We start from the raw sequence: 23,077 nt of genomic DNA on the forward strand, positions 1-23,077 counted from the left end.
TCATAGATAAGAGATGAAAGCGCAAACGTCGAGGCCATCCGGGGTTGTGCCTACGGCCTAGGTAGCCCATATCGAAAAAATCACCCTCAAGGACAGCTCACCCCTAAAGGAGAACAGATGCCGCATCACATGCCGCTGATCTCAACCATCGTCGTCGGCCTTGTTCTGGCATTTGTTTTTGGCGCTCTCGCGCAACGTCTCCGTGTTTCTCCCCTTGTCGGCTATCTCCTCGCCGGTGTCTTCGTCGGCCCCTTCACTCCGGGCTATGTGGCCGATCAGGGCCTCGCCAATCAGCTCGCCGAGATCGGCGTGATCCTGCTGATGTTCGGTGTGGGTCTTCACTTTTCCTTGAAGGACCTTCTCTCGGTCAAAGCCATCGCCATCCCTGGCGCCATCGTGCAGATCGCCAGCGCCACGCTGCTCGGCATGGGCCTTGCCTGGATCATGGGCTGGAACGTGGTCGCGGGCCTCGTCTTCGGTCTCGCGCTCTCGGTCGCCAGTACCGTCGTGCTGCTGCGTGCCCTGCAGGAGCGCCGCCTCGTGGAAACAGAGCGCGGCCATATCGCCGTCGGATGGTTGATCGTCGAAGACCTCGCCATGGTGCTGACCCTGGTGCTCCTGCCGGCCTTCGCCAATGCGACCGCCAGTGCGTCGGCGGATGTGGAGAGCATCGTGCTCTCGCTGGGGCTTACCCTCGGCAAAGTGGTCGCCTTCATGGCGATCATGCTGATCGTCGGTCGTCGGGTCATCCCCTGGATCCTGCATTATGTCGCCCATACGGGTTCGCGCGAGCTGTTCCGGCTCTCGGTCCTCGCGATTGCGCTGGGCACTGCCTTCGCGGCTGCGGAGCTGTTCGGGGTTTCCTTCGCCCTCGGTGCCTTCTTCGCAGGCATGGTGCTTAGCGAGTCCGAGCTGAGCCATCAGGCCGCCTCCGAAACGCTGCCTCTTCGCGACGCCTTCGCGGTTCTGTTCTTCGTCTCGGTCGGCATGCTGTTCGACCCGATGATCCTGATCAATTCGTTCTGGCCGGTGCTGGCGACCTTCCTGATCATCGTGTTCGGCAAGTCCGTGGCCGCTTACGCCATCGTGCGCCTCTTTCGCCATCCGGACTCCACCGCGCTGACCATCGCGGCGAGCCTTGCGCAGATCGGCGAGTTCTCGTTCATCCTCGCGGGCCTCGGCGTCGATCTTCAGCTCCTGCCCGAACAGGGGCGCGATCTGATTCTGGCTGGCGCCATTCTCTCGATCCTCGTGAACCCGTTCCTGTTCACGCTGCTCGACCGCTGGTTCTCCAAGCGCGAAACCATTCGCGCGCAGGCGAAAGCCGAGGCCGTGGCGGCGGAAGAGAAGGCCATCGCCGACGAGAAAGCAGCCGCCGCGGCCGCGCGGGAGCCGCTGCCGGTCACGTCTCTTACCGATCACGTCGTTCTCGTGGGGCATGGCCGGGTCGGCAAGTTCATCAGCCGGAAGCTCGCCTCCTCCGGCACACCCTTCCTGGTGGTCGAGACCAACAAGAGCCAGGTGGCCGATCTGCAGGGGGACGGAAGCGAACTTCTCGTCGGCAATGCCGCCGATCCGGAGATTGCGGCCGCCGCCAATCTGAAGGAAGCACGCTGCCTGCTCGTGGCAATCCCCGACGCTTTCGAGAGCGGGCAGATCGTCGAGCAGGCGCGCCGGCAGAATGCAGATCTGCCGATCATCGTGCGAGTCCATTCCGCCGCCCAGGAAGAGCATGTCGAGAAATACGGCGCGACCCGGGTCGTCATGGCCGAACAGGAAATCGCCCGCGCCATGGTCTCCGCGGTTCCCGATGCGCCCCGCGCGCCGATCCTCTCCTCCGTCGAGGAGGCTGACGACATCGTTAAGCACGATCATGAGGAGCGAGCGCCAGAAGAACGGGTGCCTGAGAAACCATCCTACACGACGCCATAAGCGAATGGCCGGGCTAGCCCGGCCATTTTTCTATTCAGCGATGAGCCGTGAGGCTTACCACATATCGAGCCCAACGCGGGCCTCGTCGGACATGCGGCTCTGATCCCACGGCGGATCGAAGACGATGGTGGCTTTTACGCTTTGGACACCGGGAACGGCCGCAACAGCGTTTTCCACCCAACCCGGCATCTCACCGGCCACCGGGCAGCCCGGAGCGGTCAGTGTCATGTCGATGGCCACGTTCCGGTCATCGTCGATATCGACGCGGTAGATCAGGCCGAGCTCGTAGATATCGACCGGGATTTCCGGGTCATAAACGGTCTTGAGGGCCGCGATGATGTCGTCCGTCATGCGGTCCAGCTCTTCCGGCGGAATGCTTGAGCCGGGGGACACCTGCGGCGCATTGGGTGCGTCTTGGATGGGGGTCTGGTCGTTCACAGGTCTATCCTTCAGGCAAACAGGGTTTCCGCCTTCTGCAAGGCGTCCACCAGCTTATCGACTTCTTCCATGGTGTTGTAGAGGCCGAATGATGCACGGCAGGTGGAGGTTGCCCCGAAGCGGTTCAAGAGGGGCATGGCGCAGTGGGTGCCTGCCCGAACAGCCACGCCCTGCCGGTCGATGATGGTGGCCACGTCATGGGCGTGGGCGTTCTTCATCTCGAAGGCGATGATCGCCCCTTTGCCCCTGGCCTGGCCGATGATGCGGATGGAGTTCATGGCCCGCAGGCGCTCATGGGCATAGGCCGAGAGGGCCTCCTCATGGGCGCGGATATTCTCGCGGCCAAGCTCCATCATGAAGCGAAGCGCCGCATCGAGGCCGATGGCCTCCAGGATCGCGGGCGTGCCAGCCTCGAAACGGTGCGGCGGATCGTTGTAGGTGATCGCGTCCTCGCGCACCTCGCGGATCATCTCGCCGCCGCCCTGATAAGGCGGCATCTTCTCGAGGAATTCGCGCTTGCCATAGAGAACGCCGATGCCGGTCGGCCCGTAGACCTTATGGCCCGTGAACACATAGAAATCCGCATCGAGATCGCGCACATCCACGTCGAGATGCACCGCGCCCTGCGCGCCGTCCACCAGCACCGGCACGCCATGCGCGTGAGCAATGCGGATGATCTCCTTCATCGGCGTCACGGTGCCGAGCACGTTCGACATATGCGTCATGGCGACGATCTTCGTGCGGGGAGAGAAGAGTTTCTCGAACTCCTCGACGAGGAAGTTGCCGTCGTCGTCCACCGGCGCCCACTTGATCACCGCGCCCTTGCGCTCGCGCAGGAAGTGCCAGGGCACGATGTTGGAATGGTGCTCCATGATGGAGAGGATGATCTCGTCCCCCTCCCCGATATTCATGCGACCGAAGGAATCCGCTACGAGGTTGTAGGCTTCGGTCGCCGACTTGGTGAAGATGATCTCTTCGATCGAGCCCGCATTGATGAACGCGCGCGCCGTCTCGCGTGCCCGCTCGAAGCCCTCGGTCGCCACATTGGCCATGTAGTGCAGGCCGCGATGCACGTTCGCGTAGCCCGTCTCCATGGCGTTCACCATGGCGTCGATCACGGCCTTCGGCTTCTGCGCCGAGGCGGCGTTGTCGAGATAGACGAGCGGCTTGCCATAGACCTGTTGTTGCAGGATCGGGAACTGCGTCCGAACCGCTTCGATATCATATGGCTTCACAGGAGCGTTCATTGCCTTACCTGTCTCTGTCCTCATCCTGAGGAGCAGACGTCGTCTGCGTCTCGAAGGATGATCCAGCGCCCTCTGGAAGCTCCTTCGAGACGCCTGCTACGCAGGCTCCTCAGGATGAGGGCAGTGAACTTGAAATGTCATGGCCGGGACGAGCCCGGCCATGACGCCATGTTTTACGAACGGGCCTTCAACCAGCCCTCGACGGTGCCGACCAGGGCCTCGCGAACGTCCTCGTTCTCCACGAACTCGATGGACTCGCCGAGGAAGGCCTGAACCAGCAGGCTCTCGGCTTCCTTCTGCGGCAGGCCGCGAGCTTTGAGGTAGAACAGGAGGTCTTCATCGAGCTGGCCGCAGGTGGCGCCGTGAGCGCACTGCACGTCATCCGCGAAGATTTCGAGCTCCGGCTTGTTGTTCATCGAGCCGCCCTCCGCCAGGAGGAGCGCTGCCGACATCATGCGGCCGTCGGTCTTCTGGGCGTGATGCGGAACGATGATCTTGCCCTGGAAGACGCCCGTGGCTTCATCGTCGATGACCGTCTTGAACAGCTCGCGGCTCTCGCAGTGAAGAGCATTGTGCTCGACGACAAGCGTGGAATCCCCGTGCTGCGTGCCTTTCAGCATCGTTGCGCCATTGACGCGCAGGTTCGTGTTCTCGCCATTGAGAATGGCATAGACCTGATGGCGCGAGGTGGCGGAGCCCGCCACGACGTTGATGCTGTTGAAGTTGGCCTCGGCACCGACCTTCAGGGCAAGTGTCGACAAGGCGAGAGCCTTATCACCCTCGGCGTTCAGGCGAACATGCTGCACGTTGGTGCGGTCGCCCGCGATCATCTCGATCACGTCGTTCGGCTGATGGTTCGCGCCGCTCGTGCTCTCGTGGGATTCGAGAAGCGTGAAGGAGGCATCATCCTCCACTACCACGAGCACGCGGGTAGCGGTAGCAATCGCAGAGCCAGTAGCGGTGACGAAGCGCAGGTGAACCGGCGTCTCGACGGAGCCTGCAACGCGGATCATCACGCCGTCGGCCATGAAGGACGTGTTGAGCTGATAGACCGGATTGCCGCTCGCCCACGGAACCGGGCTGAGCTTTGCCAGCCACTCATGGCCATTGGCCAGAGCCTCGCGCAGGGGCACGATCTCGACGCCTTCCGGCAGCTTGGCGAAATCGACAGCCTCGCGCACGAAATGGCCGTTCACGAACGGCACCTGCAGCGCAGCCACATCGGCGAATGCCTTGGAGCCGCCAAGCGCAGCCTTCGCCTCGTCAGCGGTGGGAACGCCCGCGAAGGGCGCAACCTCACGCAGCAGCGCGCGAAGATCCGTGTACTTGAACTCTTCCACGCGGCGGTGCGGAAGACCGCGCGCGCTGAACTGCTCGAAAGCCTGGGCACGGGATTCCGTGCTTCCGGGAAGCGTCGTCTTGGCGCTTTCGAACGCCTGCACCAGCGCGGTTTCCGCCGGTGTTTTCATGAGGGTGACGTCGGCCATGATTAAGCGGCCTCGCTTTCCCGGTAATCGGCATAGCCGTTGGCCTCGAGTTCGAGCGCCAGTTCCTTGCCGCCCGAGCGCACGATGCGGCCGCCATGCATCACGTGCACGGTGTCGGGCACGATGTGGTTCAGGAGGCGCTGATAGTGCGTGATGACGAGGAAGGCGCGATCCGGAGAGCGGAGCGCGTTCACGCCCTCGGACACGATGCGCAGCGCGTCGATGTCGAGGCCGGAATCCGTCTCGTCAAGGATGCAGAAGGACGGTTGGAGCAGCGCCATCTGCAGGATCTCCATGCGCTTCTTCTCACCGCCGGAGAAGCCGACGTTCAGGGCGCGCTTGAGCATGTCCTTGTTCATCTCGAGCTTCGCCGCCGCCGCGTTCACCTGCTTGATGAAATCGGGGGTCGACAACTCGCCCTCGCCGCGCGACTTGCGCTGGGCGTTCATGGCGGCTTTCAGGAAGGTCATCGAACCGACGCCGGGGATTTCCAGCGGGTACTGGAAGGCCAGGAACACGCCCGCAGCCGCGCGCTGATCCGGCTCCATCTCCAGAAGGTTCTGGCCGTCGAGCAGGATCTCGCCGTCGAGAACTTCATAATCCTCCTTGCCGGCGATCACATACGACAGGGTCGACTTGCCCGAGCCGTTCGGGCCCATGATGGCGGCGACCTCGCCCTTGTTCACGGTGAGGTTGAGGCCGTTGAGAATGCGTTTGTCCTCGATCTGGACAACAAGGTTCTTGATTTCGAGCATTTTACATTTCCATCCGCGTCATCCCGGGCGAGCCTATCGAGACCCGGGATCGCTATCCGAATTGAACTGGGTTTGGACGATCCCGGCCCGCGTTTCGCGTGGCCGGGGACGCTTGTTCGTTAACCGACCGAGCCTTCCAGCGAGATCGAGATGAGCTTCTGGGCTTCCACCGCGAACTCCATGGGGAGCTGCTGCAGAACGTCCTTCACGAAGCCGTTCACGATGAGCGCCGTCGCCTCTTCTTCCGAGAGGCCGCGCTGCTGGCAGTAGAACATCTGATCTTCCGAGATCTTCGATGTCGTCGCCTCGTGCTCGAACACGGCGGTGGCGTTCTTCGACTCGATGTAGGGCACCGTATGCGCGCCGCACTGGTTGCCGATGAGCAGCGAGTCGCAGTTCGTGAAGTTACGCGCGCCGGTCGCCTTACGGTGAGCCGACACGAGGCCGCGATAGGTGTTCTCGGACTTGCCGGCCGCGATGCCCTTCGAGATGATCCGGCTCGTGGTGTTCTTGCCGAGATGGATCATCTTGGTGCCGGAATCGACCTGCTGCATGCCGTTCGACACGGCAATCGAATAGAACTCGCCGCGCGAGTTGTCGCCGCGCAGGATGCAGGACGGGTACTTCCACGTGATCGCAGAGCCTGTCTCCACCTGGGTCCAGGTGATGACCGAGTTCTTGCCACGGCAATCGCCGCGCTTCGTCACGAAGTTGTAGATGCCGCCCCGGCCCTCGGCGTCGCCCGGATACCAGTTCTGGACGGTCGAGTACTTGATCTCGGCATCGTCGAGCGCGATCAGCTCGACCACGGCAGCGTGGAGCTGGTTCTCGTCGCGCTTCGGGGCCGTGCAGCCTTCGAGATACGAGACGTAGGAGCCCTTGTCCGCGATGATCAGCGTGCGCTCGAACTGGCCGGTGTTCTTCTCGTTGATGCGGAAGTAAGTCGACAGCTCCATCGGGCAGCGGACGCCCGGCGGGATGTAGACGAACGAACCGTCGGTGAAGACAGCCGAGTTCAGCGTCGCGAAGAAGTTGTCCGTCACGGGCACGACGGTGCCGAGGTACTGCTTCACGAGGTCCGGGTATTCGCGGATAGCTTCCGAGATCGGCATGAAGATCACGCCGGCCTTCGCCAGTTCTTCCTTGAAGGTCGTGGCGACCGACACGCTGTCGAACACCGCGTCCACGGCCACACGACGCTCCGGCTCAACACCGGCCAGGATCTCCTGCTCGCGCAGCGGAATGCCGAGCTTCTCATAGGTCTTGAGAATCTCAGGGTCCACCTCGTCGAGGGACTTCGGCGCCGGGTTCTTCTTCGGAGCGGCGTAGTAATAAATGTCGTTGTAATCGATCTTGTCGTACGACACGCGCGCCCAGCTCGGCTCCGTCATGGTGAGCCAACGCTTGTAGGCGTCGAGGCGCCACTGGAGCATCCATTCCGGCTCGCCCTTCTTGGCCGAGATGAAGCGGATCACATCCTCGGAGAGGCCCTTGGGCGACTTCTCCATTTCGACTTCGGTCTCGAAGCCGTACTTGTACTGATCGACGTCAATCGACCGAACCTGATCGATCGTCTCCTGCACTGCAGGCATCTGTCTCTCCCACCGCTCACGGCTTCAAGGGCCGCGGGTTGATATGACATGGAAAACTGGCGGGGCTTTCTAAGCCGCGCTCGCCTTCCGCTTATATAAGGGGCCCACCACCTTTTCGCACGCCTCCGCAAAGCGAATGACGCATTCTTTTGTGGTCGACCACCCCAAACTCACACGCAAAACGCCCTCCGCGAGGGCGGGCTCGACGCCCATGGCATCGAGCACATGCGAACGCTTGACCTTTCCGGACGAGCAGGCCGAACCGGAGGACAGGGCAATGCCCGCAAGATCGAACGCGATCAATGCCGTCTCGGCCTTGAGGCCGGGTATGGCAAAGGCCAGCGTATTAGGCAACCGCTCGGCACCAGCGCCCACAACAAGAGCGTCCGGCGCCACACGCAGGACATGGGCCTCCGCTTCGTCACGAAGGCTCTTCAGCCGCTCGGCCTCCTGCTCCAGCCCCTCAAGGGCGAGTTCGGCCGCAGCACCGAAGCCGGCAATGCCAGCGACATTCTCAGTGCCGGCGCGGTAGTTCTTCTCCTGCCCGCCACCGCGAACCAGCTTGTCGCCGATCTCGTACTGGTCGGAGGCGAGCACCAGAGCCCCCGCCCCCTTCGGGCCGCCGAGCTTGTGGGCGGACAGCGTGAGTGCATCGACGCCAAGCGCAACGATATCGACCGGAACCCGCCCCGCCGCCTGCACAGCATCCGTATGAACGAGCCCGCCATGCTCATGAACGAGCCGGGCAATCTCAGCGATGGGCTGGATCACGCCGGTCTCGTTGTTGGCGAGTTGCACGGAAACCAGAACCCGCTCGTCACCCGCCTTCTCCAGGTGGGCTTTGAGCCAAGCGAGATCAATGATTCCGCGCCCATCCACCGGGATGATGCCGACCTGCTCGGCCGGAAAGCGATGGCCGTTGAGGATACAGGGATGCTCGGTCGCACCGATGAGAAGCCTGACAGGCCCCGGCTGCCCGAGACGGCGGAAAGTCGGCGTGAGCACGAGATTCGCGGCTTCCGTGCCGCCGCTCGTGAAGACCAAGTTCTTGGCCTTGGAGCCGACCAGGCGGGCAATGGAGGCCCTGGCGGTTTCCATCTCAGAGCGCGCGGCGCGGCCTTCCGTATGAATGGAGGATGCATTACCCGGCAGCTGCAGCACGCGCAGAACCACCTCCGCCACGCCCGGCCGCAGGGGCGAGGTGGCATTGTGATCGAGGTATGTGCGCTGGACCATGGCCATGGCTTAAGGTCTGCCGCCTCACGAAAATCTTGCAATTGACCCTGGTTGCTGTGCTAAAGCACCGCAACCACATGTGTCCCATGTTTCTCCGAAGGCCGAAGCCTTTGGAATTTATCGAAACATTGTAACACTTTAGAAGAATTCTAATGGCTTCCCTCTTAAGGGAATCCGAGACCTGGAGTCAAGGTCGCACAGGGGTTTCCCTCTCATCACAGAGAGGCGATCAAGAGGTTCGCGTACATGCCTGAAGTCATCTTCACGGGGCCGGCCGGCCGTATCGAAGGCCGCTATCAGCCTGCCAAGGAAAAGGGCGCTCCAATCGCCATCATCCTGCATCCACACCCGCAATTCGGCGGGACGATGAACAACCAGATCGTCTACAATCTGTATTATGACTTCGTGAAGCGCGGCTTCTCGGTGCTCCGCTTCAACTTTCGCGGCGTCGGCCGCAGCCAGGGCGCGTTCGACCACGGCCAGGGCGAGCTGTCGGATGCAGCAGCGGCCCTCGACTGGGCCCAGGCCATGAACCCCGATGCCCGCGCCTGCTGGATCGCCGGGGTATCCTTCGGCGCCTGGATCGGCATGCAGCTTCTCATGCGCCGTCCGGAGATCGAGGGCTTCATCTCGATTGCCGCCATGGCGAACCGCTATGACTTCTCGTTCCTCGCCCCCTGCCCGTCCTCCGGCCTGTTCGTGCACGGCTCCGAGGATCGCGTCGCTCCGGTGAAGGACGTGGTCAGCGTCATCGAGAAGGTGAAGACCCAGAAGGGCGTGAAGCTCGAGCATGCGGTCGTCGACGGCGCCAACCACTTCTTCGACGGCAAGGTCGATGAGCTGATGGTGGCCGTGGACGAGTATCTCGACAAGCGCCTGGGCGCGACCGAAGCCACGGAAGCGGTCTGACTGCCCGCATCTTTTGAGAGTCCAAGCATTAAAACCGAAAAAAGGCCGGTCAGATTGACCGGCCTTTTCTTTATATACGCTTATGATGGCGCGTTAGATGAACGAGAAGTCATCTGCTGCCAGCCTTGAAAGCTGGAAGTTCTGCAAGGTCAGCTTCATGCCGGTGTTGCCGACATAGTTAAACTGAATCGTATCGATGACCACATCAGATCCGACCTGACGGGCAGCAGCCTTCACAGCATTGAAATCGGAGAAGAGGCTCTTCAGCATGACAATGCGATCGCCAGCACCGACGCCGCCCTGGAAGTCAGTGATCAGGGTGTTGTAGATGTCGCCAGCGTAACCCTTACCGACGACATAGAAGGTGTCGAAACCTGAACCGCCGATAAGAACATCGGGGGAGTAATAGGTCGAACCGGCCTCGATGAAGAGGTAGTCGTCGCCGTCACCGCCGATGAGGGTGTCGACACCGATGCCGCCGCCGATTGAATCGTTGCCCTCTCCGCCTTGGAGGATATCGTTGCCGCCCGTATCGGATAGATTATCGTTCCCGGCTCCTCCGATCAGCGTGTCATTGCCCAGGCCGCCGTCGAGGTAGTCATTACCGACGCCGCCATCGAGATAATCGTCGCCGGCATCACCCCTCAGGGAATCGATGCCAGTTCCACCCCGAAGCACGTCGTTACCGGCGCCGCCATACAGATAATCGTTACCCTCGCCACCATCGAGCGTATCGTTGCCTGCGTTTCCGGTGAGAGTGTTGTTGGCTTTGTTGCCGCCAAGCCAATCGTTTCCGCTGCCGCCAATCGCGTTCTCGATCAGCGAGCGCATGTCGCCGCGATACTGCAGGGCATTGTAGACGCTACCTTTAACGCCGGCTTCCTTCTGAGCGGACGAGAAGATGGAATAGCCGCCAGGGCTCAGATCGATGCGCAGATTATCCGTATACGCCGACAGGTCGTAGGTATCGATTCCGCCGCCATCCCAGATCGTCAGGAAGATCTTGTTGCTTCCGGGCCTTCCTTGGCTCGAGCCATTCAGGAAGGTTTCACCCGTCGTAGGATTCCATTTGTAGACGGTAGCACCACTATTCGTGCTGAAATCCGCCCCATACATCTCCTGCAGCGCAGCGATGTCATACATCATGAAGGTCTGCGGATGAGCGCCATGATTGTATGTCATGACCGTATATTCGGTCGAGTCGAGATGGGCAGAGATCTTTGGCGTGCCGGGGCCGAACTCGTGCGTATGCTTCAGGCCGAGTGCGTGACCCACTTCATGCAGCATGATGTAGTATTGGTAGGAGCCGGGCGTCGGCGCAGCCGTATGGCCGTCGATGATCCATGTGTCCCCGCCGAAAATTGGCGTACCCGGGAAATAAGCATGGCTCCGATCAATGATGCTGTTCGGCTGGAAGGCAGCAATCTTGACGTTTGCGTCGTTACGGCCCGCATATGAGAAGGAGACGTTTGTGAAGGATTCCAGGGAAGTCAGAGAGAGCCCCCCATATGCGCCCCTGAAGATGCTGTGGAAAGCTGTCTGGGCGAGCATAGAAATCGGCTTGAAGCCTTCGGCGCTCGGATTGATCCATTCGTAGTCGCTACGGGAATCCGGGAAACTATAAGTAATTGTTTCACCAGCCCACTGAGAACCTGAGAAAAGGGCCAGCACGTCCGGATCAATATCGAACGGTATATAGTATTTTGCGTCGCCTATTACAGCACCATCGAAAGCCATCGATGGCGCACTATTGAAATCTTTCAACCAGGGGTATGAGAAATTCACGAAATCCGAAAAATCGACGGGGGTATACTCGTAATTTTCCGATTCCACCGAAGCCGCATACTCACTTGAAGCAAAGGGAACTGCCGAATTGCTTCCAACCTTGCGGGCATAGGTCATGTGATCCGCGAAATTGGTCCAGGAAACCCCTTTGAGGTCCTTAGTACAAGCAAAACACATGATAGCCCCTCCATAAGGAAACGTTAGAACATATTATTAAATTCCTTAAGCTTAGCAATAGACCATACGCTCTAGTCAGGATGGAATCCCGCTCACAACCTGCTAGAAGAGCCCCTGAAATTTCCCTATAGAGCCAGACGAGAGCCGCGATGAACGCGCCAAGATCCGAATTCCTGAAGGTGCTCACCGAGCGGGGCTTCATTCACCAGACCTCCGATTTCGAGGGTGTGGATGCCGCCGCCCTGGAAAATCGCCTGACAACCTATGTGGGCTATGACTGCACGGGCCCGTCCCTGCACGTGGGCCATCTGCTCTCGATCATGATGCTGCACTGGCTTCAGAAGACCGGCGCCGGCAAGCCGATCACGCTCATGGGCGGCGGCACGACCCGGGTGGGCGATCCTTCCGGCAAGGACGAGAGCCGCAAGCTCCTCACCGTCGAGCAGATCGAAGACAACAAGAACAGCATCAAGACGGTGTTCTCGCGCTTCATCTCCTTCGGCGATGGTAAGACCGACGCCACAATGGTGGACAATGCCGAGTGGCTGACCAAGCTCAACTACATCGAGTTCCTGCGCGATGTGGGCCGCCACTTCTCTGTCAACCGCATGCTGTCCTTCGACAGCGTGAAGCTGCGCCTCGACCGCGAGCATGAGCTGTCGTTCCTGGAATTCAACTACATGATCCTCCAGGCCTACGACTTCGTGGAGCTGAACAAGCGCTACGGCTGCGTGCTGCAGATGGGCGGTTCGGACCAGTGGGGCAACATCGTCAACGGCATCGATCTCGGTCGCCGCCTCGGCACGCCGCAGCTCTACGCCGTCACCTGCCCGCTGCTCACCACGGCTTCCGGCGCAAAAATGGGCAAGACCGCCTCCGGCGCGGTGTGGCTCAACGCCGACATGCTGAGCCCCTACGATTACTGGCAGTTCTGGCGCAACACGGAAGACGCAGATGTGGGCCGCTTCCTGAAGCTGTTCACTCTGCTGCCGATGGACGAGATCGCCAAGCTCGGCTCGCTCCAAGGCGCCGAGATCAACGAAGCGAAGAAGGTGCTGGCGACGGAAGCCACCGCCCTCCTCCATGGCCGCGAAGCAGCCGAACTCGCAGCGGAGACCGCGCAAAAGACCTTCGAGCAGGGCGAGCTCGCCGAAAGCCTGCCCACCATCGAAGTGCCATCCAACATTCTCAAGGAAGGCCTTGGCGTTCTCACCGCTTTCGGCCCCGATTACGCGAAGCTCGTGCCGTCATCGAGCGAGGCGCGGCGTCAGGTGAAGAGCGGCGGCCTGAAGGTGAATGATCAGACGGTGTCCGACGAGCGCGCGTCTCTCGGCATGTCCGATCTGACGAGCGAAGGAGTGATCAAGCTGTCCTTCGGCAAGAAGAAGCACGTGCTTCTGCGGGCTGTCTAAGGCTTATCGATCTGGAGTCGCAGGCAGCGCGTCCGTCTGCTGCGGCTCCATTCCTACGCCGAAGAGCTTGCGCAGGAAGCCCGGCGCCACCGCCGAGAGCGGATTGACCGTCAGCGTGGGCGCAGAGGCAGAGCCCGAAGCGCGGAAATTGACCGCGAACAAACCCTCATATTGGCTGCCGCCCAGCAGAGGCCCGAACAGGGGCACCTGGGCGAAGGCATTGTTCAGCCCATAGGCCGGAACGAAGGTGCCGGAAATATCCATGCGGTCGCGGCTGTGGTCGATGAAGCCGCCGAGTGTGAAACCGATCTGGCCGCCATAGATCGCGGCGTCCTTGAAATCGATACGGCCTGCCGTGCGCGTGAACTCGGCGCGGGCTCGCGCGAAAGCGACCTCGTTCAAATCCACCCGCACGGATTGCGGATTGCCGGCCCTGTCCTGCCCGGTAACCATCTGCGTCTGCGTGGGAATGATCCGGCGCAGGGCCGGCTCATTGACGATGCTGAAGGAGCGCAGCAGCATGACTCCCGGCTGAGCCCCCTCGCCCGTCGACATATTGATGATGAGATCGCCGCCGGCCATGCGCTTGTAGATATCCGTGAAGCGCAGAAGCGCTCCTGCATCCTCGGCCTGGATGATGATGACCGCTCCGTTGCGCCCCTGCGCATCGGTCCGCGCGAGAACGTTCGTCGCGCCAAGGCGGCCTTTCATGTCGAGCTGACGCACGACATCCTTGCGCATCGAGGTCTTGATCACCGCATTGGTGATCGCCTCGTTGTTGTAGCCGGTCAGGATGTTGAGCGAGAGATCGAGATCGAAATCCTTCGAGTCCTTTGCATTCCCGTTGCGGGATGCAGATTGCGCGCCGGAGTTTTTCAAGAAGGGACGCGCATCACCCACATTGCCACGCACCGTCACCTTGTAGGCGCCGCCGGACTGCTCGATCTGCGCGCGCATGTCGTCGCCCGGCGAGAGCTTGAAGGTGGACAGGTCCGCCTTCTCCAGGTTGCCCTCCTTCGACAAGGTTGCCGTGCCGCGCAGGCTGACGCTGCCGCTGTCGAGTTGCAGATCCTTGATCTCGGTCGAAGGGCCTTCGAGCATTGTCAGCGTGAGCTTGCCGGGTCGGCCAGCGGGCTTCACCCAGCCGGGAATGAGCTGATCCACGCCCGCTTTTGCGAGATCGGCTTCGACGATCATGCCGGGCGCATCGGGTTTTCCGAGAGGCACGCCGACCTTCAGGGCGATGGGGCCCGTCAGTTGCGAGCCGAAGGAGAGCCCGCGCCTGTTGCGTGCGGCGTCGTCGAGCACGAAAGCCACATTCGCCTGGCCACCCTGACGATTCTTCTGCACATCGATATTGGCAGGCCCGCCACCGAGCTTGCCCTCGCCCTTGATCGACAGATCGCCCTGGTTATAGGCGATAGCGAGATTGCCGCCCTCCAGCTTCTCCTTGCCGAAAAGTTTGTCGAGAGTAACCTCGCTCAGCGTTCCCGTGATCTTCAGCGGAAGATCGGCGACAGGCGGAATGTCCTTCACCGGAAGGCCGATGCCGACCTTCAGGTCCGCCTTGCCCTTCATGGTGGCGGGATCGACCTCGATCCCCGCGATCTGCTTCACGAGAGGCTGCTGGAGCATGGCGCCGACACCGTCCGCTCCGCCCATGAGGCGGAAATCGATGCGCGCGACCGCCTTGTCGTCCCAGTAATTATTCAGAGTGAAGGTGCCGTCCGAAGCATTGAGGCTGAAATTGCCCGGCATATCCACGCGGCCAGCCGGTGCGCGCAGGGCAACCTTCGTCCCGCTCACCTGCCCGCTCACGTCCATGTTCGACACGGGAGGCAAACCTTCTGCAGCCTGCAGCGTGCCCTGCGAAATCTGGAAGTCGATCTTCACGGAATCGTCGGAAATAGGCCCGCCGGACAACGATTTCTCGACATCGGTTCCTGTCATCGCGACTTTGAGCTTGAAGTCTTCGAGCGTCCCGCTCTTGAGGTTCGCGACAAGGAAGCGCCGCACCGGCGGGGCCACGGCCTCTGGCCAGATGCGCAGAGCCGAGCGGATATTCGTCTTCGTGGCCGTGACGTCGAACTTGAGCCCCTTCGGATCGGCGGAAGCGGCCAGGGCGCCGCCGACATCCACGGAAAGATCGGGACCTCTCAGCTTGAGGCTGTTGATGGCGACGCCGTCCGGGCCCGAGAGGTCGGCATCCACCTGCGAGACCTGAAGCGGCGCATCGCCGGGCGCGGCTCCGGACCAGACGATATCCTTGCCGCTGAGCAGGAGGCGCCAGGGATTGTCCGCTGTCGGCGCCGCCAACGTTCCCTGGAGCTTGACGCGGGTATCGCCGCCCTTGAGTTCGAGGACCGGCAGATTGAGTGTCTTCTTTCCCTCGTTCCACTCGGCCACGATGGTCGCGCGCTCAACCGGGAGTGCCGAGGTGTCCTTGTCCTCGATCTGAATCATGCCCGCATTGCTGTCGAGGCGCGTCTTCAGCTCCGTGACGCGGCCATCCGCATATGCCACGTCGAAGCGGCCGGAGAATTCAAGATCGGTGGCGGCGGGAAGGCTCGACAGGCCACTGAGCAGGAGGATGTCCTGAATCGGCGCAGCATCGGCAACGACGGATGCGCGGTAGGCTGTCCCGCTTTCGGCTTTGACGTCGCCGCTCAGTTGCCAGGGGCCTTGCTTGCCTTCGACGGTCGATGCGAAGTGACGACCGCCATTCTCCGACCAATCGAATACGGCATCGACGCGATCGAACCGCGCCCGCTCCTTGAGGTCGGCATCGATGAAGACAAGCCGAGCATTGGTGAGCTGCGCTCGATCGAGAGAGTTGAGAACACTGCGCGGCCCGACAATCAGATCGAACAGCGATCCGACCGCGCCTGACACCTGCGACGGACCGTTCGCGCTGATGGCCAGGGAGGCGGCAGCGGCCTTCGAGGGTGACGGCTCGACCGCCCCTTCGCTGGAGGCATGCGCGTCCTCGGTGGTCTGCACGGGCGAGAAGGTCAGGGAGCCGTCGCGATTGACCAGGACGCGCAGCTGCAGATCACGCACCTGAATGGCTTTCGGCTGCAGATTGGCCGTGAGCAGGGATACGAAATCCACGCTGACGAGCGCATGAGGAGCACGCACCACCAGTTCGCCGCCGGGCGCGCGGATGTCGAGCCCGTTTGCCCTCAAGGCCGGCATCCCCTCATGGAGCTCAATGGCGGTGTTGCGCAGAGCGACCGACCAGCCGGGCCCGATCCGGGCGGCCAGGGCGTCCGCGACGCGCTCGGGCAGGCGTCCGAAACTCATGGGGCCTGCGGAAAGGCGCAGATAAAACAGGCCGGCGATGACGACGAGGAAGACGACGAGACCGAGCTTAGCGTAGAGCGTACCGCGGACCACCCGGCGCCAAAGGCTCTTTTTGGCCGGTTCTTGCCGGGGCAACGTGGTACGGAACGGTAACTTCATTCTTGTGATGTCAGGCAACCCGGTTCTTGCGCTTCTGCGGCAGCGAGGGAATCACTTGAGGGACCTTAACCGTCCTGGCAGCCTCCCGCGACCACCTCTTTCCCACCATGCACACAAGAGGTTTCCAACCAATACATTCCGCCAAAAGGAAGGCGAATAATGTCTCTAAACCCTGGAAATAAAGCCCCTGCCTTCACCCTGCCCGCCACCGGCGGCACGGATATTTCGCTTGAGAGCCTCAAGGGCCGGAAAGCCGTGCTGTATTTCTACCCGAAGGACGACACCAGCGGCTGCACCCTGGAGGCCAAGGATTTCCAGGCCTTAGGCAAGGAATTCGAGGCCGCCGACACGGTGATCATCGGCGTCTCGCCCGACCCGATGACGAGCCACGACAAGTTCCGCGCCAAATACGGGCTCGAATTCCCCCTCGCCTCAGACGAGGAAAAGGCCATGCTGGAGGCTTATGGGGTCTGGGTCGAGAAGAGCATGTACGGCCGCAAATACATGGGCGTCGAGCGCACGACCGTTCTCATCGACCGCGACGGCACCATCGCCAAGGTCTGGAACAAGGTGAAGGTCCAGGGTCATGCGCAGGAAGTGCTGGCGGCGGCGAAGGCTCTCAAGTAACCGGTTGCTGCGCCTGATCGAGCCAGGCAGCCAGGCGTTTCATGACTTCGGCCATCGCTTCCACCGAGCCGATCACATCTCCCGGTGTCTCGAGCCCATGATCGAGACCGGGGAGCAGAGCTACCTCCGCTCCCCTCGCGCGGGCCGCCTCCACATATTCCGCCTCGTAATGTGGATCAGCCGTGCCGAGCACGATGATCGAACGCTGCGGGCAACGGGCCATGCCATCGAGGACGCCATGTGTCTTGAATCCGGGCGTCAGCCAGACGAGATCGGCCGAGGCAAGGCTCGGCTCATCGGGTGCCAAAGCCGCCATGGCGGCCGTGCCCAGTGACTTGCCGACCAGGGTGAAGTGCTCGTAACCGCCGAGCAAGGAAACGACATCCATGACGGCGCGAGCATCATCCCCGATCCAGGTGACCTTCTCATCCTCGGGCAAGTCGGCGAAGTCAGGGATCTGATCGTAGCTGTAATCGACCGTCAGCACCTCGTAGCCGCGCTCAAGCAGAAGCTGGCGCGGGTAGTAGAGCACTGGCATGGAATTGCGGTAGGTCAGGCCGGGAAAAAGAATGGCAAGGCGTCGGCTTGGACGATCCTGACGGATCAAAGTGCCGGAAATGGCGACGCCTTGGCGCCCCGCGATCGTAAGCTTTTCCTGCTTCATGATGCGAACCGGTGAACATGCCTTTCCAGGGTAACTGGATCACGTTCACCGGTCGGCAAGCTTAATCAATATCCTCGACGTCTTCGCCGCCACCGTAAACACGCTGCGCGAGCGAGGCTTCCATGAAGGGGTCGAGATCGCCGTCGAGCACGTCCTGCGGGCTCTGGGACTGGGTGCCCGTGCGCAGGTCCTTCACGAGCTGGTAGGGCTGCAGCACGTAGGAGCGGATCTGGTGACCCCAGCCGATATCGGTCTTGGCGGCAGCTTCCGCATTCGCCTTTTCCTCGCGCTTCTTCAGCTCCGCCTCATAGAGACGGGCGCGCAGCATGTTCCAGGCGGTCGCGCGGTTCTTGTGCTGCGAACGCTCCTGCTGGCAGGCCACGACGATGCCGCTCGGAATGTGCGTGATACGCACCGCCGAGTCCGTGGTGTTCACGTGCTGACCGCCTGCGCCGGACGAACGGAACGTATCGATGCGGCAATCGGATTCCTTGATCTCGATGTTGATGCGGTCATCCACCACCGGATAGACCCACACCGAAGCGAAGCTCGTGTGGCGGCGCGCATTGGAATCGTAAGGCGAGATGCGCACGAGGCGGTGCACACCTGACTCGGTCTTCAGCCAGCCATAGGCGTTGTGGCCCTTGATCAGGAGTGTAGCGCTCTTGATGCCGGCCTCTTCACCGTCGGTGATTTCGAGAAGCTCGACCTTGTACTTCCGGCGCTCGGCCCAACGGGCATACATGCGCTGGAGCATGGAGGCCCAATCCTGGCTCTCCGTGCCGCCGGCGCCCGAATGGACTTCCACATAGGTGTCGTTGGCATCGGCCTCACCGGAGAGCAGCGTTTCCACCTGACGGCGCGCGGCTTCTTCCTGAAGGGCGCGGATCGTCTCCTCGCCTTCCTTGATGGTGTCTTCGTCCTCTTCCATCTCGCCGAGCTCGATCAGCGTGATCGCGTCATCGAGCTCCTGCTCCATGCGCTTGATGGAGGAGATCTGGTCTTCGAGCGAGGTTCGCTCGCGCATGATCTTCTGCGCGGCTTCCGCATCGTTCCAGAGGTTCGGGTCTTCGGCGTTGGCGTTCAGTTCGGCGAGGCGGCGCTGGGCATTATCCCAGTCAAAGATGCCTCCTCAGCAGCCCGACTGACTGCTTGGTCTCTTCTACGAGGTGTTCGATTTCGGCGCGCATGGCGTCTTGATATCCGTGCCTTGAGTCTGGGGCGTCTTAAGATGAGCGTCCCTGCGTGTAAAGAAAACTTCCTCAAAACCGGCAACGCTGCAGACCTTGGAGGCCTGCAGCGATCACCGATATCGGCTTGTCAGGAAGCGCGATGGATATGGGTTCCGTGCCGGATCAATACAATCCGCCCGGGCTAGCGCCTACGGCCCGCTGCTGCGGCGGAGGTGCGGGCGAGTACTCGGCCTGCGGCACGCCTTCTTCCTCGGGCGGGGCATAATATTCCGGCGGAGATTGGCCGGGCTTGAAGGCTTCCAGGATGCCGCCGCCCTCGCCGCCGGCACGGGTGCCGGTGGAGGCGTTGACGCGGATCAGCTTGATGCCCGGGGGCACGCGGAACGGCGTCGCGGGCTTGTCCTTGAGCGCCATCTGCATGAAGTCGCGGAAGACCGGAGCAGCGTACTGACCGGCGGTGGCCGCGTTGCCGAGCGACTTCGGCTGGTCGTAGCCCAGGAACACGCCGACCGCGAGGTCGGGCGAGAAGCCCACGAACCACACGTCCTTCGCGTCGTTAGTCGTGCCGGTCTTGCCAGCGAGCGGCTTGCCGACAGCCTTGACCGTCTGCGCCGTGCCGCGCTGGACCACGCCTTCGAGGATCGAAGTGATCTGATAGGCGGTCAGCGGATCGAGCACCTGCTCGCGGCTGTCCACGAGCTTGGGCGCGGCGCCGCTATCCCATTTCTCGGAATCGCAGGTCGCGCATTTGCGATCGTCATGCCGATAGATCGTGCGGCCGCTCCGGTCCTGGATCTGGTCGATCAGCGTCGGCCTGATGCGGCGTCCGCCATTCGCGAACATGGAATAGGCGGCGGTCATGCGCATGACCGTCGTCTCGCCCGCGCCGAGCGACATGGAGAGCAGCGGAAGCATGTCGTCATAGACGCCAAAGCGGCGGGCATATTCCGAAATGACGGGCATGCCGATCTCGTTGGAGAGACGAACCGTCATCAGGTTCTTCGAATGCTCGATGCCGTAGCGAAGCGTGCGCAGGCCCGCAGCCTTGCCGTCATAGTTCGACGGCGCCCAGGCCGCCTGCCCCGGGCCCATATCGAGCACGAAGGGCGAGTCCATGATCTGCGACGAGGGCGTGTAGCCGTTGTCGAGAGCGGTCGCGTAAACCAGCGGTTTGAACGAGGAGCCGGGCTGGCGCATGGCCTGCGTGGCGCGGTTGAACTCGCTCTGGTCGAAGGAGAAGCCGCCGACCATCGCATGCACGCGGCCCGTCTGCGGGTCCATGGCGACGATGGCGCCGGAAATCTCGGGCACCTGACGGATACGGTACTGGCCCTGCTTGCCCTCGAGGGGCTCCACATAGACCACGTCTCCGACCGCCACGGCCTTCTCGACCGCGCGGCGGGTCCACTTCACGCCATCGGCGGTGATGAAGCCCGTCTCGCGTTCACGGGAGAGCTGGCCAGAGGATTCCTTCTTCGGCTGCAGGCCGATGCGGGCGCGTCCACCTGACACTTCCAGCACCACGGCAAGACGCCAGGGCTGCACGTCGCCCATGGAGGGCACCTCGGCAAGCGCAAGGCCCCATTCGCGACCGGCGAGCTCGAGCTTGCTCTGGGCGCCGCGCCAGCCGCGGGCCTCGTCGAAGCGCACGAGACCATCGACCAGTGCCTTGCGGGCCATGGCCTGCATCTTGGGGTCGAGAGTGGCGCGGATCAGCAGGCCGCCCTCATAAAGCTTTTCTTCGCCATAGCGCTCGGCGATGTCGCGGCGAACGCCCTCGGCGAAGTAGCCCGAGGCGATGCTGTTGGGCGAAACCACGCGCGGCGTGACGTTGAGCGGCTGCTTCCTGGCCTCAGCGGCCTGTTCGGCCGTGATGTAGCCGTTCTCGACCATGCGGCCGATGACCCAGTTGCGGCGGTCGATGGCGGCCTGACGCTGACGGAACGGGTGATAGTTGTTCGGCGCCTTCGGCAGAGCCGCGAGATAGGCGGCCTCCTCGATGGTCAGCTCATGGAGCGACTTGCCGAAATAGTTCAGGGCCGAGGCGGCCACGCCGTAATTACTCAGGCCGAGATAGATCTCGTTGAGGTAGAGCTCGAGGATCTTGTCCTTGGAGAAGGTCGTTTCCATGCGCAGAGCGATCAGCGCCTCGCGGATCTTGCGCTCGTAGCTCTTCTCGTTGCCGACAAGGAAGTTCTTGGCCACCTGCTGAGTGATGGTGGATGCGCCCTGCTCCCGCTTGCCGCCTGATTTGACGTTGATCAGGATGGCGCGGATCACGCCCTCCGGGTCGACGCCCGGGTGCTTGTAGAAGTTCTTGTCCTCGGCAGAGAGGAACGCCGCCTTCACCAGGTTCGGAATCGACTGGATCGGGACATAGAGGCGCCGCTCGCGGGCATATTCCGCGATCAGGCTGCCGTCCGAGGCGTGGACGCGGGTCATCACCGGCGGCTCGTAATTGGCGAGCTGCGCGTGATCCGGCAGGTCCTTGGAGAAGAACCAGAATCCATAGGCCAGACCGACGGCGCCGATCAGGAAAAAGATCGCCCCGACGCTGAACAGGAAGCCGAAAAATCGTAGGACAAAACGCATCCGAAGGTATTCCGTTGTCGGCGCACGAAGACGCCTGTTTATGCAGATCCCGAACGCCGTGCCCCATCGGAACAAGACCGAAGCTTAAAATCCGCCCCGTTCTGTTATCCGAGGAATCGCGCCCCCGCTACGGGTATCCACACCCTATCTATGGTAAAACTGCGGCAGCGCCCTGTCGGGCGAAGCGTGTTGCAAAAAAGCGATCCACCGCCACGCTCATGGCGGACACCATTTTACCCCGCCATTCCTCTGACATGAGCAGATCCAGGTCCTGCTTGCTGGAGAGGTAGCCAAGCTCCACCAGGACCGAGGGCACGTCATGCGCCCGCAGCACCTGGAAGCGGGCTTGGCGGTGGGGATTCTTGTTCATGCGAGCCACCGAATCGAACTCGCCCACGAGCCGGGTCGCGAAACCGTGGGAAAAGCTTCGTGTCTCGCGCAGGGTCAGGTCCACCAGAATATCCGAGACATCGTCCGGCATGTCGGCGCTCTCGACGCCAGCGACCGCATCGGCCTTGTTTTCGCGCTCGGCAAGGCGGGCAGAATCGGCGTCGGAGGCGCGCTCGGCGCCGGTATAGACGGTCAGGCCCCGGACCTCCTGCCCGCCGGAAATCGAATCCGCATGGATAGAGATGAAGAGATCGGCCTGGACATTGCGCGCAGAGCGGACCCGGTCCCCCAAGGAAATGAACACGTCCTTGTCGCGGGTCATCACGACCTTGTAGCGCCCGCTCGCCTCAAGGGCTTTGTGGAGCTTGTGGGCGAAGGACAGGACCAGATCCTTCTCGAACAAGCCATTCGCCGCATTGGCGCCGGGGTCGATGCCTCCGTGGCCGGGATCGATCACGATGACCGGGCGGGCATCCTTCGAGACCGGGGCCGTATCGGCGATGGCGGACTGGGCCGCCTTGGCCGCGTTGGCCACAGCCGCGCGGTGGAAATCGTCCCGCTCGGTGCGGGTCAGCTCGATGGTCAGCAGCGCCGTGCCGTTTGCAGCATTGGGCTCGACCGTCATGGCGGAAACCGTCGCGGGCTGGGTCAAATCCATGACCACCCGGGAGCGGCCCGGCGCAAACAGACCGTAGCGATAGGAGGCAATCAGCCCCGCCTGCTGGCGCCCGGCATTGGGCGGCAGGTGAAATGCCACCTCGGGCAGATCGACGATCAGCCGATCCGGCTTCTCCATGAGGGAGACCTGGGCCGTCACGCTTTTAGACAGCGTGACCCGGAACCGGGTCTTGGGCCCCTCGACCTCGACGGAGACGTCAGCGGCGATCACGGGACCGGCTGTACCCACAGCCCAAGCGGGACCGCCCCTCGCGACGGTAAATGTCGCCAGGATCGCCAGGAGGCCCACCCAGGCCAAGCGTATCAAGGGGTTGATTCTCATGCCGTTGCTGGAAGTTGCGTGCTTCCTTCCTACCTCATTAGGCGGGTTTTGGTTAACGAAGCTTCTCCTGAAAAGGCTCAATCTCGCGACTCTGTTGCATTAACGACACAGAGTTCAGCATCTTGCCAAATGCCCCTTTCGCTCTGTAATGATCAATGACCCCGCCCGGCATGGCCGAA

At 62.0% G+C, this 23,077-nt stretch carries 16 protein-coding genes; 4 read left to right on the forward strand and 12 right to left on the reverse strand.

Features of this window, described 5'->3' with window-relative positions:
- Nucleotides 1–117 precede the first annotated feature (117 nt).
- Nucleotides 118–1,932, forward strand: coding sequence for a YbaL family putative K(+) efflux transporter (gene ybaL, locus MJ639_RS04200; RefSeq protein WP_243368923.1), 1,815 nt, complete (start codon nucleotides 118–120; stop codon nucleotides 1,930–1,932).
- A gap of 54 nt (nucleotides 1,933–1,986) precedes the next feature.
- Here ybaL and MJ639_RS04205 read toward each other — a convergent pair whose 3' ends face one another.
- The 6 genes from MJ639_RS04205 to MJ639_RS04230 all read right to left on the reverse strand — a co-directional run bounded on the left by MJ639_RS04205 (nucleotide 1,987) and on the right by MJ639_RS04230 (nucleotide 8,693).
- Nucleotides 1,987–2,283, reverse strand: a complete 297-nt coding sequence (locus MJ639_RS04205; protein WP_423790753.1) for an SUF system Fe-S cluster assembly protein — start codon at nucleotides 2,281–2,283, stop codon at nucleotides 1,987–1,989.
- Nucleotides 2,284–2,381: 98 nt separating this feature from the next.
- Nucleotides 2,382–3,617: a cysteine desulfurase gene (locus tag MJ639_RS04210; protein WP_243368925.1), complete on the reverse strand. Its 1,236-nt coding sequence runs from the start codon at nucleotides 3,615–3,617 to the stop codon at nucleotides 2,382–2,384.
- 173 nt (nucleotides 3,618–3,790) lie between these two features.
- A complete protein-coding gene (gene sufD, locus MJ639_RS04215; protein ID WP_243368926.1) occupies nucleotides 3,791–5,104 on the reverse strand; it encodes a Fe-S cluster assembly protein SufD in 1,314 nt (437 codons plus the stop codon).
- Nucleotides 5,105–5,106: 2 nt separating this feature from the next.
- The gene (sufC, locus tag MJ639_RS04220) at nucleotides 5,107–5,859 is read right to left on the reverse strand and encodes a Fe-S cluster assembly ATPase SufC (protein WP_243368927.1); all 753 of its coding nucleotides are present in this window, start codon (nucleotides 5,857–5,859) and stop codon (nucleotides 5,107–5,109) included.
- A gap of 119 nt (nucleotides 5,860–5,978) precedes the next feature.
- On the reverse strand, nucleotides 5,979–7,451 hold the full coding sequence (gene sufB / locus MJ639_RS04225) for a Fe-S cluster assembly protein SufB (protein ID WP_243368928.1): 1,473 nt from the start codon (nucleotides 7,449–7,451) through the stop codon (nucleotides 5,979–5,981).
- A gap of 69 nt (nucleotides 7,452–7,520) precedes the next feature.
- Nucleotides 7,521–8,693 (reverse strand): cysteine desulfurase family protein, encoded by a 1,173-nt coding sequence (locus MJ639_RS04230; protein ID WP_423790748.1) that lies wholly within the window; start codon nucleotides 8,691–8,693, stop codon nucleotides 7,521–7,523.
- Nucleotides 8,694–8,933: 240 nt separating this feature from the next.
- On the opposite strand from MJ639_RS04230, the gene MJ639_RS04235 reads away from it, so the two are divergent.
- Nucleotides 8,934–9,596 carry an alpha/beta hydrolase gene (locus MJ639_RS04235; protein ID WP_243368930.1) on the forward strand — a complete coding sequence of 221 codons (663 nt, stop codon included), beginning with the start codon at nucleotides 8,934–8,936 and terminating at the stop codon, nucleotides 9,594–9,596.
- 93 nt (nucleotides 9,597–9,689) lie between these two features.
- On the opposite strand, the gene MJ639_RS04240 is transcribed toward MJ639_RS04235, so the two are convergent.
- On the reverse strand, nucleotides 9,690–11,498 hold the full coding sequence (locus MJ639_RS04240; protein ID WP_243368931.1) for a M10 family metallopeptidase C-terminal domain-containing protein: 1,809 nt from the start codon (nucleotides 11,496–11,498) through the stop codon (nucleotides 9,690–9,692).
- A gap of 209 nt (nucleotides 11,499–11,707) precedes the next feature.
- On the opposite strand from MJ639_RS04240, the gene tyrS reads away from it, so the two are divergent.
- Nucleotides 11,708–12,970, forward strand: coding sequence for a tyrosine--tRNA ligase (gene tyrS, locus MJ639_RS04245; RefSeq protein WP_243368932.1), 1,263 nt, complete (start codon nucleotides 11,708–11,710; stop codon nucleotides 12,968–12,970).
- A gap of 3 nt (nucleotides 12,971–12,973) precedes the next feature.
- Here tyrS and MJ639_RS04250 read toward each other — a convergent pair whose 3' ends face one another.
- Entirely contained in the window at nucleotides 12,974–16,366 is a 3,393-nt protein-coding gene (locus MJ639_RS04250; RefSeq protein ID WP_243368933.1) for a DUF3971 domain-containing protein, read from the reverse strand.
- A gap of 225 nt (nucleotides 16,367–16,591) precedes the next feature.
- Between MJ639_RS04250 and MJ639_RS04255 the strand changes: the two genes are divergently transcribed.
- A complete protein-coding gene (locus MJ639_RS04255) occupies nucleotides 16,592–17,059 on the forward strand; it encodes a peroxiredoxin (RefSeq protein ID WP_243368934.1) in 468 nt (155 codons plus the stop codon).
- Here the strand turns inward: MJ639_RS04255 and MJ639_RS04260 are convergent.
- The 4 genes from MJ639_RS04260 to MJ639_RS04275 all read right to left on the reverse strand — a co-directional run bounded on the left by MJ639_RS04260 (nucleotide 17,052) and on the right by MJ639_RS04275 (nucleotide 22,898).
- Nucleotides 17,052–17,723 (reverse strand): alpha/beta hydrolase, encoded by a 672-nt coding sequence (locus MJ639_RS04260; RefSeq protein ID WP_243368935.1) that lies wholly within the window; start codon nucleotides 17,721–17,723, stop codon nucleotides 17,052–17,054. The two genes, MJ639_RS04255 and MJ639_RS04260, sit on opposite strands and share 8 nt — an antisense overlap.
- 61 nt (nucleotides 17,724–17,784) lie before the next feature.
- Nucleotides 17,785–18,913, reverse strand: a protein-coding gene (gene prfB / locus MJ639_RS04265; protein ID WP_243368936.1) for a peptide chain release factor 2 whose coding sequence is annotated in 2 segments (ribosomal slippage) — nucleotides 17,785–18,843 and nucleotides 18,845–18,913 — 1,128 coding nt in all. Because the reading frame shifts where the segments join, the coding sequence is not laid out codon by codon here.
- A gap of 165 nt (nucleotides 18,914–19,078) precedes the next feature.
- The gene (locus tag MJ639_RS04270) at nucleotides 19,079–21,508 is read right to left on the reverse strand and encodes a penicillin-binding protein 1A (protein ID WP_243368937.1); all 2,430 of its coding nucleotides are present in this window, start codon (nucleotides 21,506–21,508) and stop codon (nucleotides 19,079–19,081) included.
- A 148-nt stretch (nucleotides 21,509–21,656) separates the two neighbouring features.
- Nucleotides 21,657–22,898, reverse strand: a complete 1,242-nt coding sequence (locus MJ639_RS04275; RefSeq protein WP_243368938.1) for an N-acetylmuramoyl-L-alanine amidase — start codon at nucleotides 22,896–22,898, stop codon at nucleotides 21,657–21,659.
- Nucleotides 22,899–23,077 lie beyond the last annotated feature (179 nt).

The sequence above is a fragment of the Microvirga solisilvae genome, assembly GCF_022808595.1.
Classification (GTDB): Bacteria; Pseudomonadota; Alphaproteobacteria; order Rhizobiales; family Beijerinckiaceae; genus Microvirga; species Microvirga solisilvae.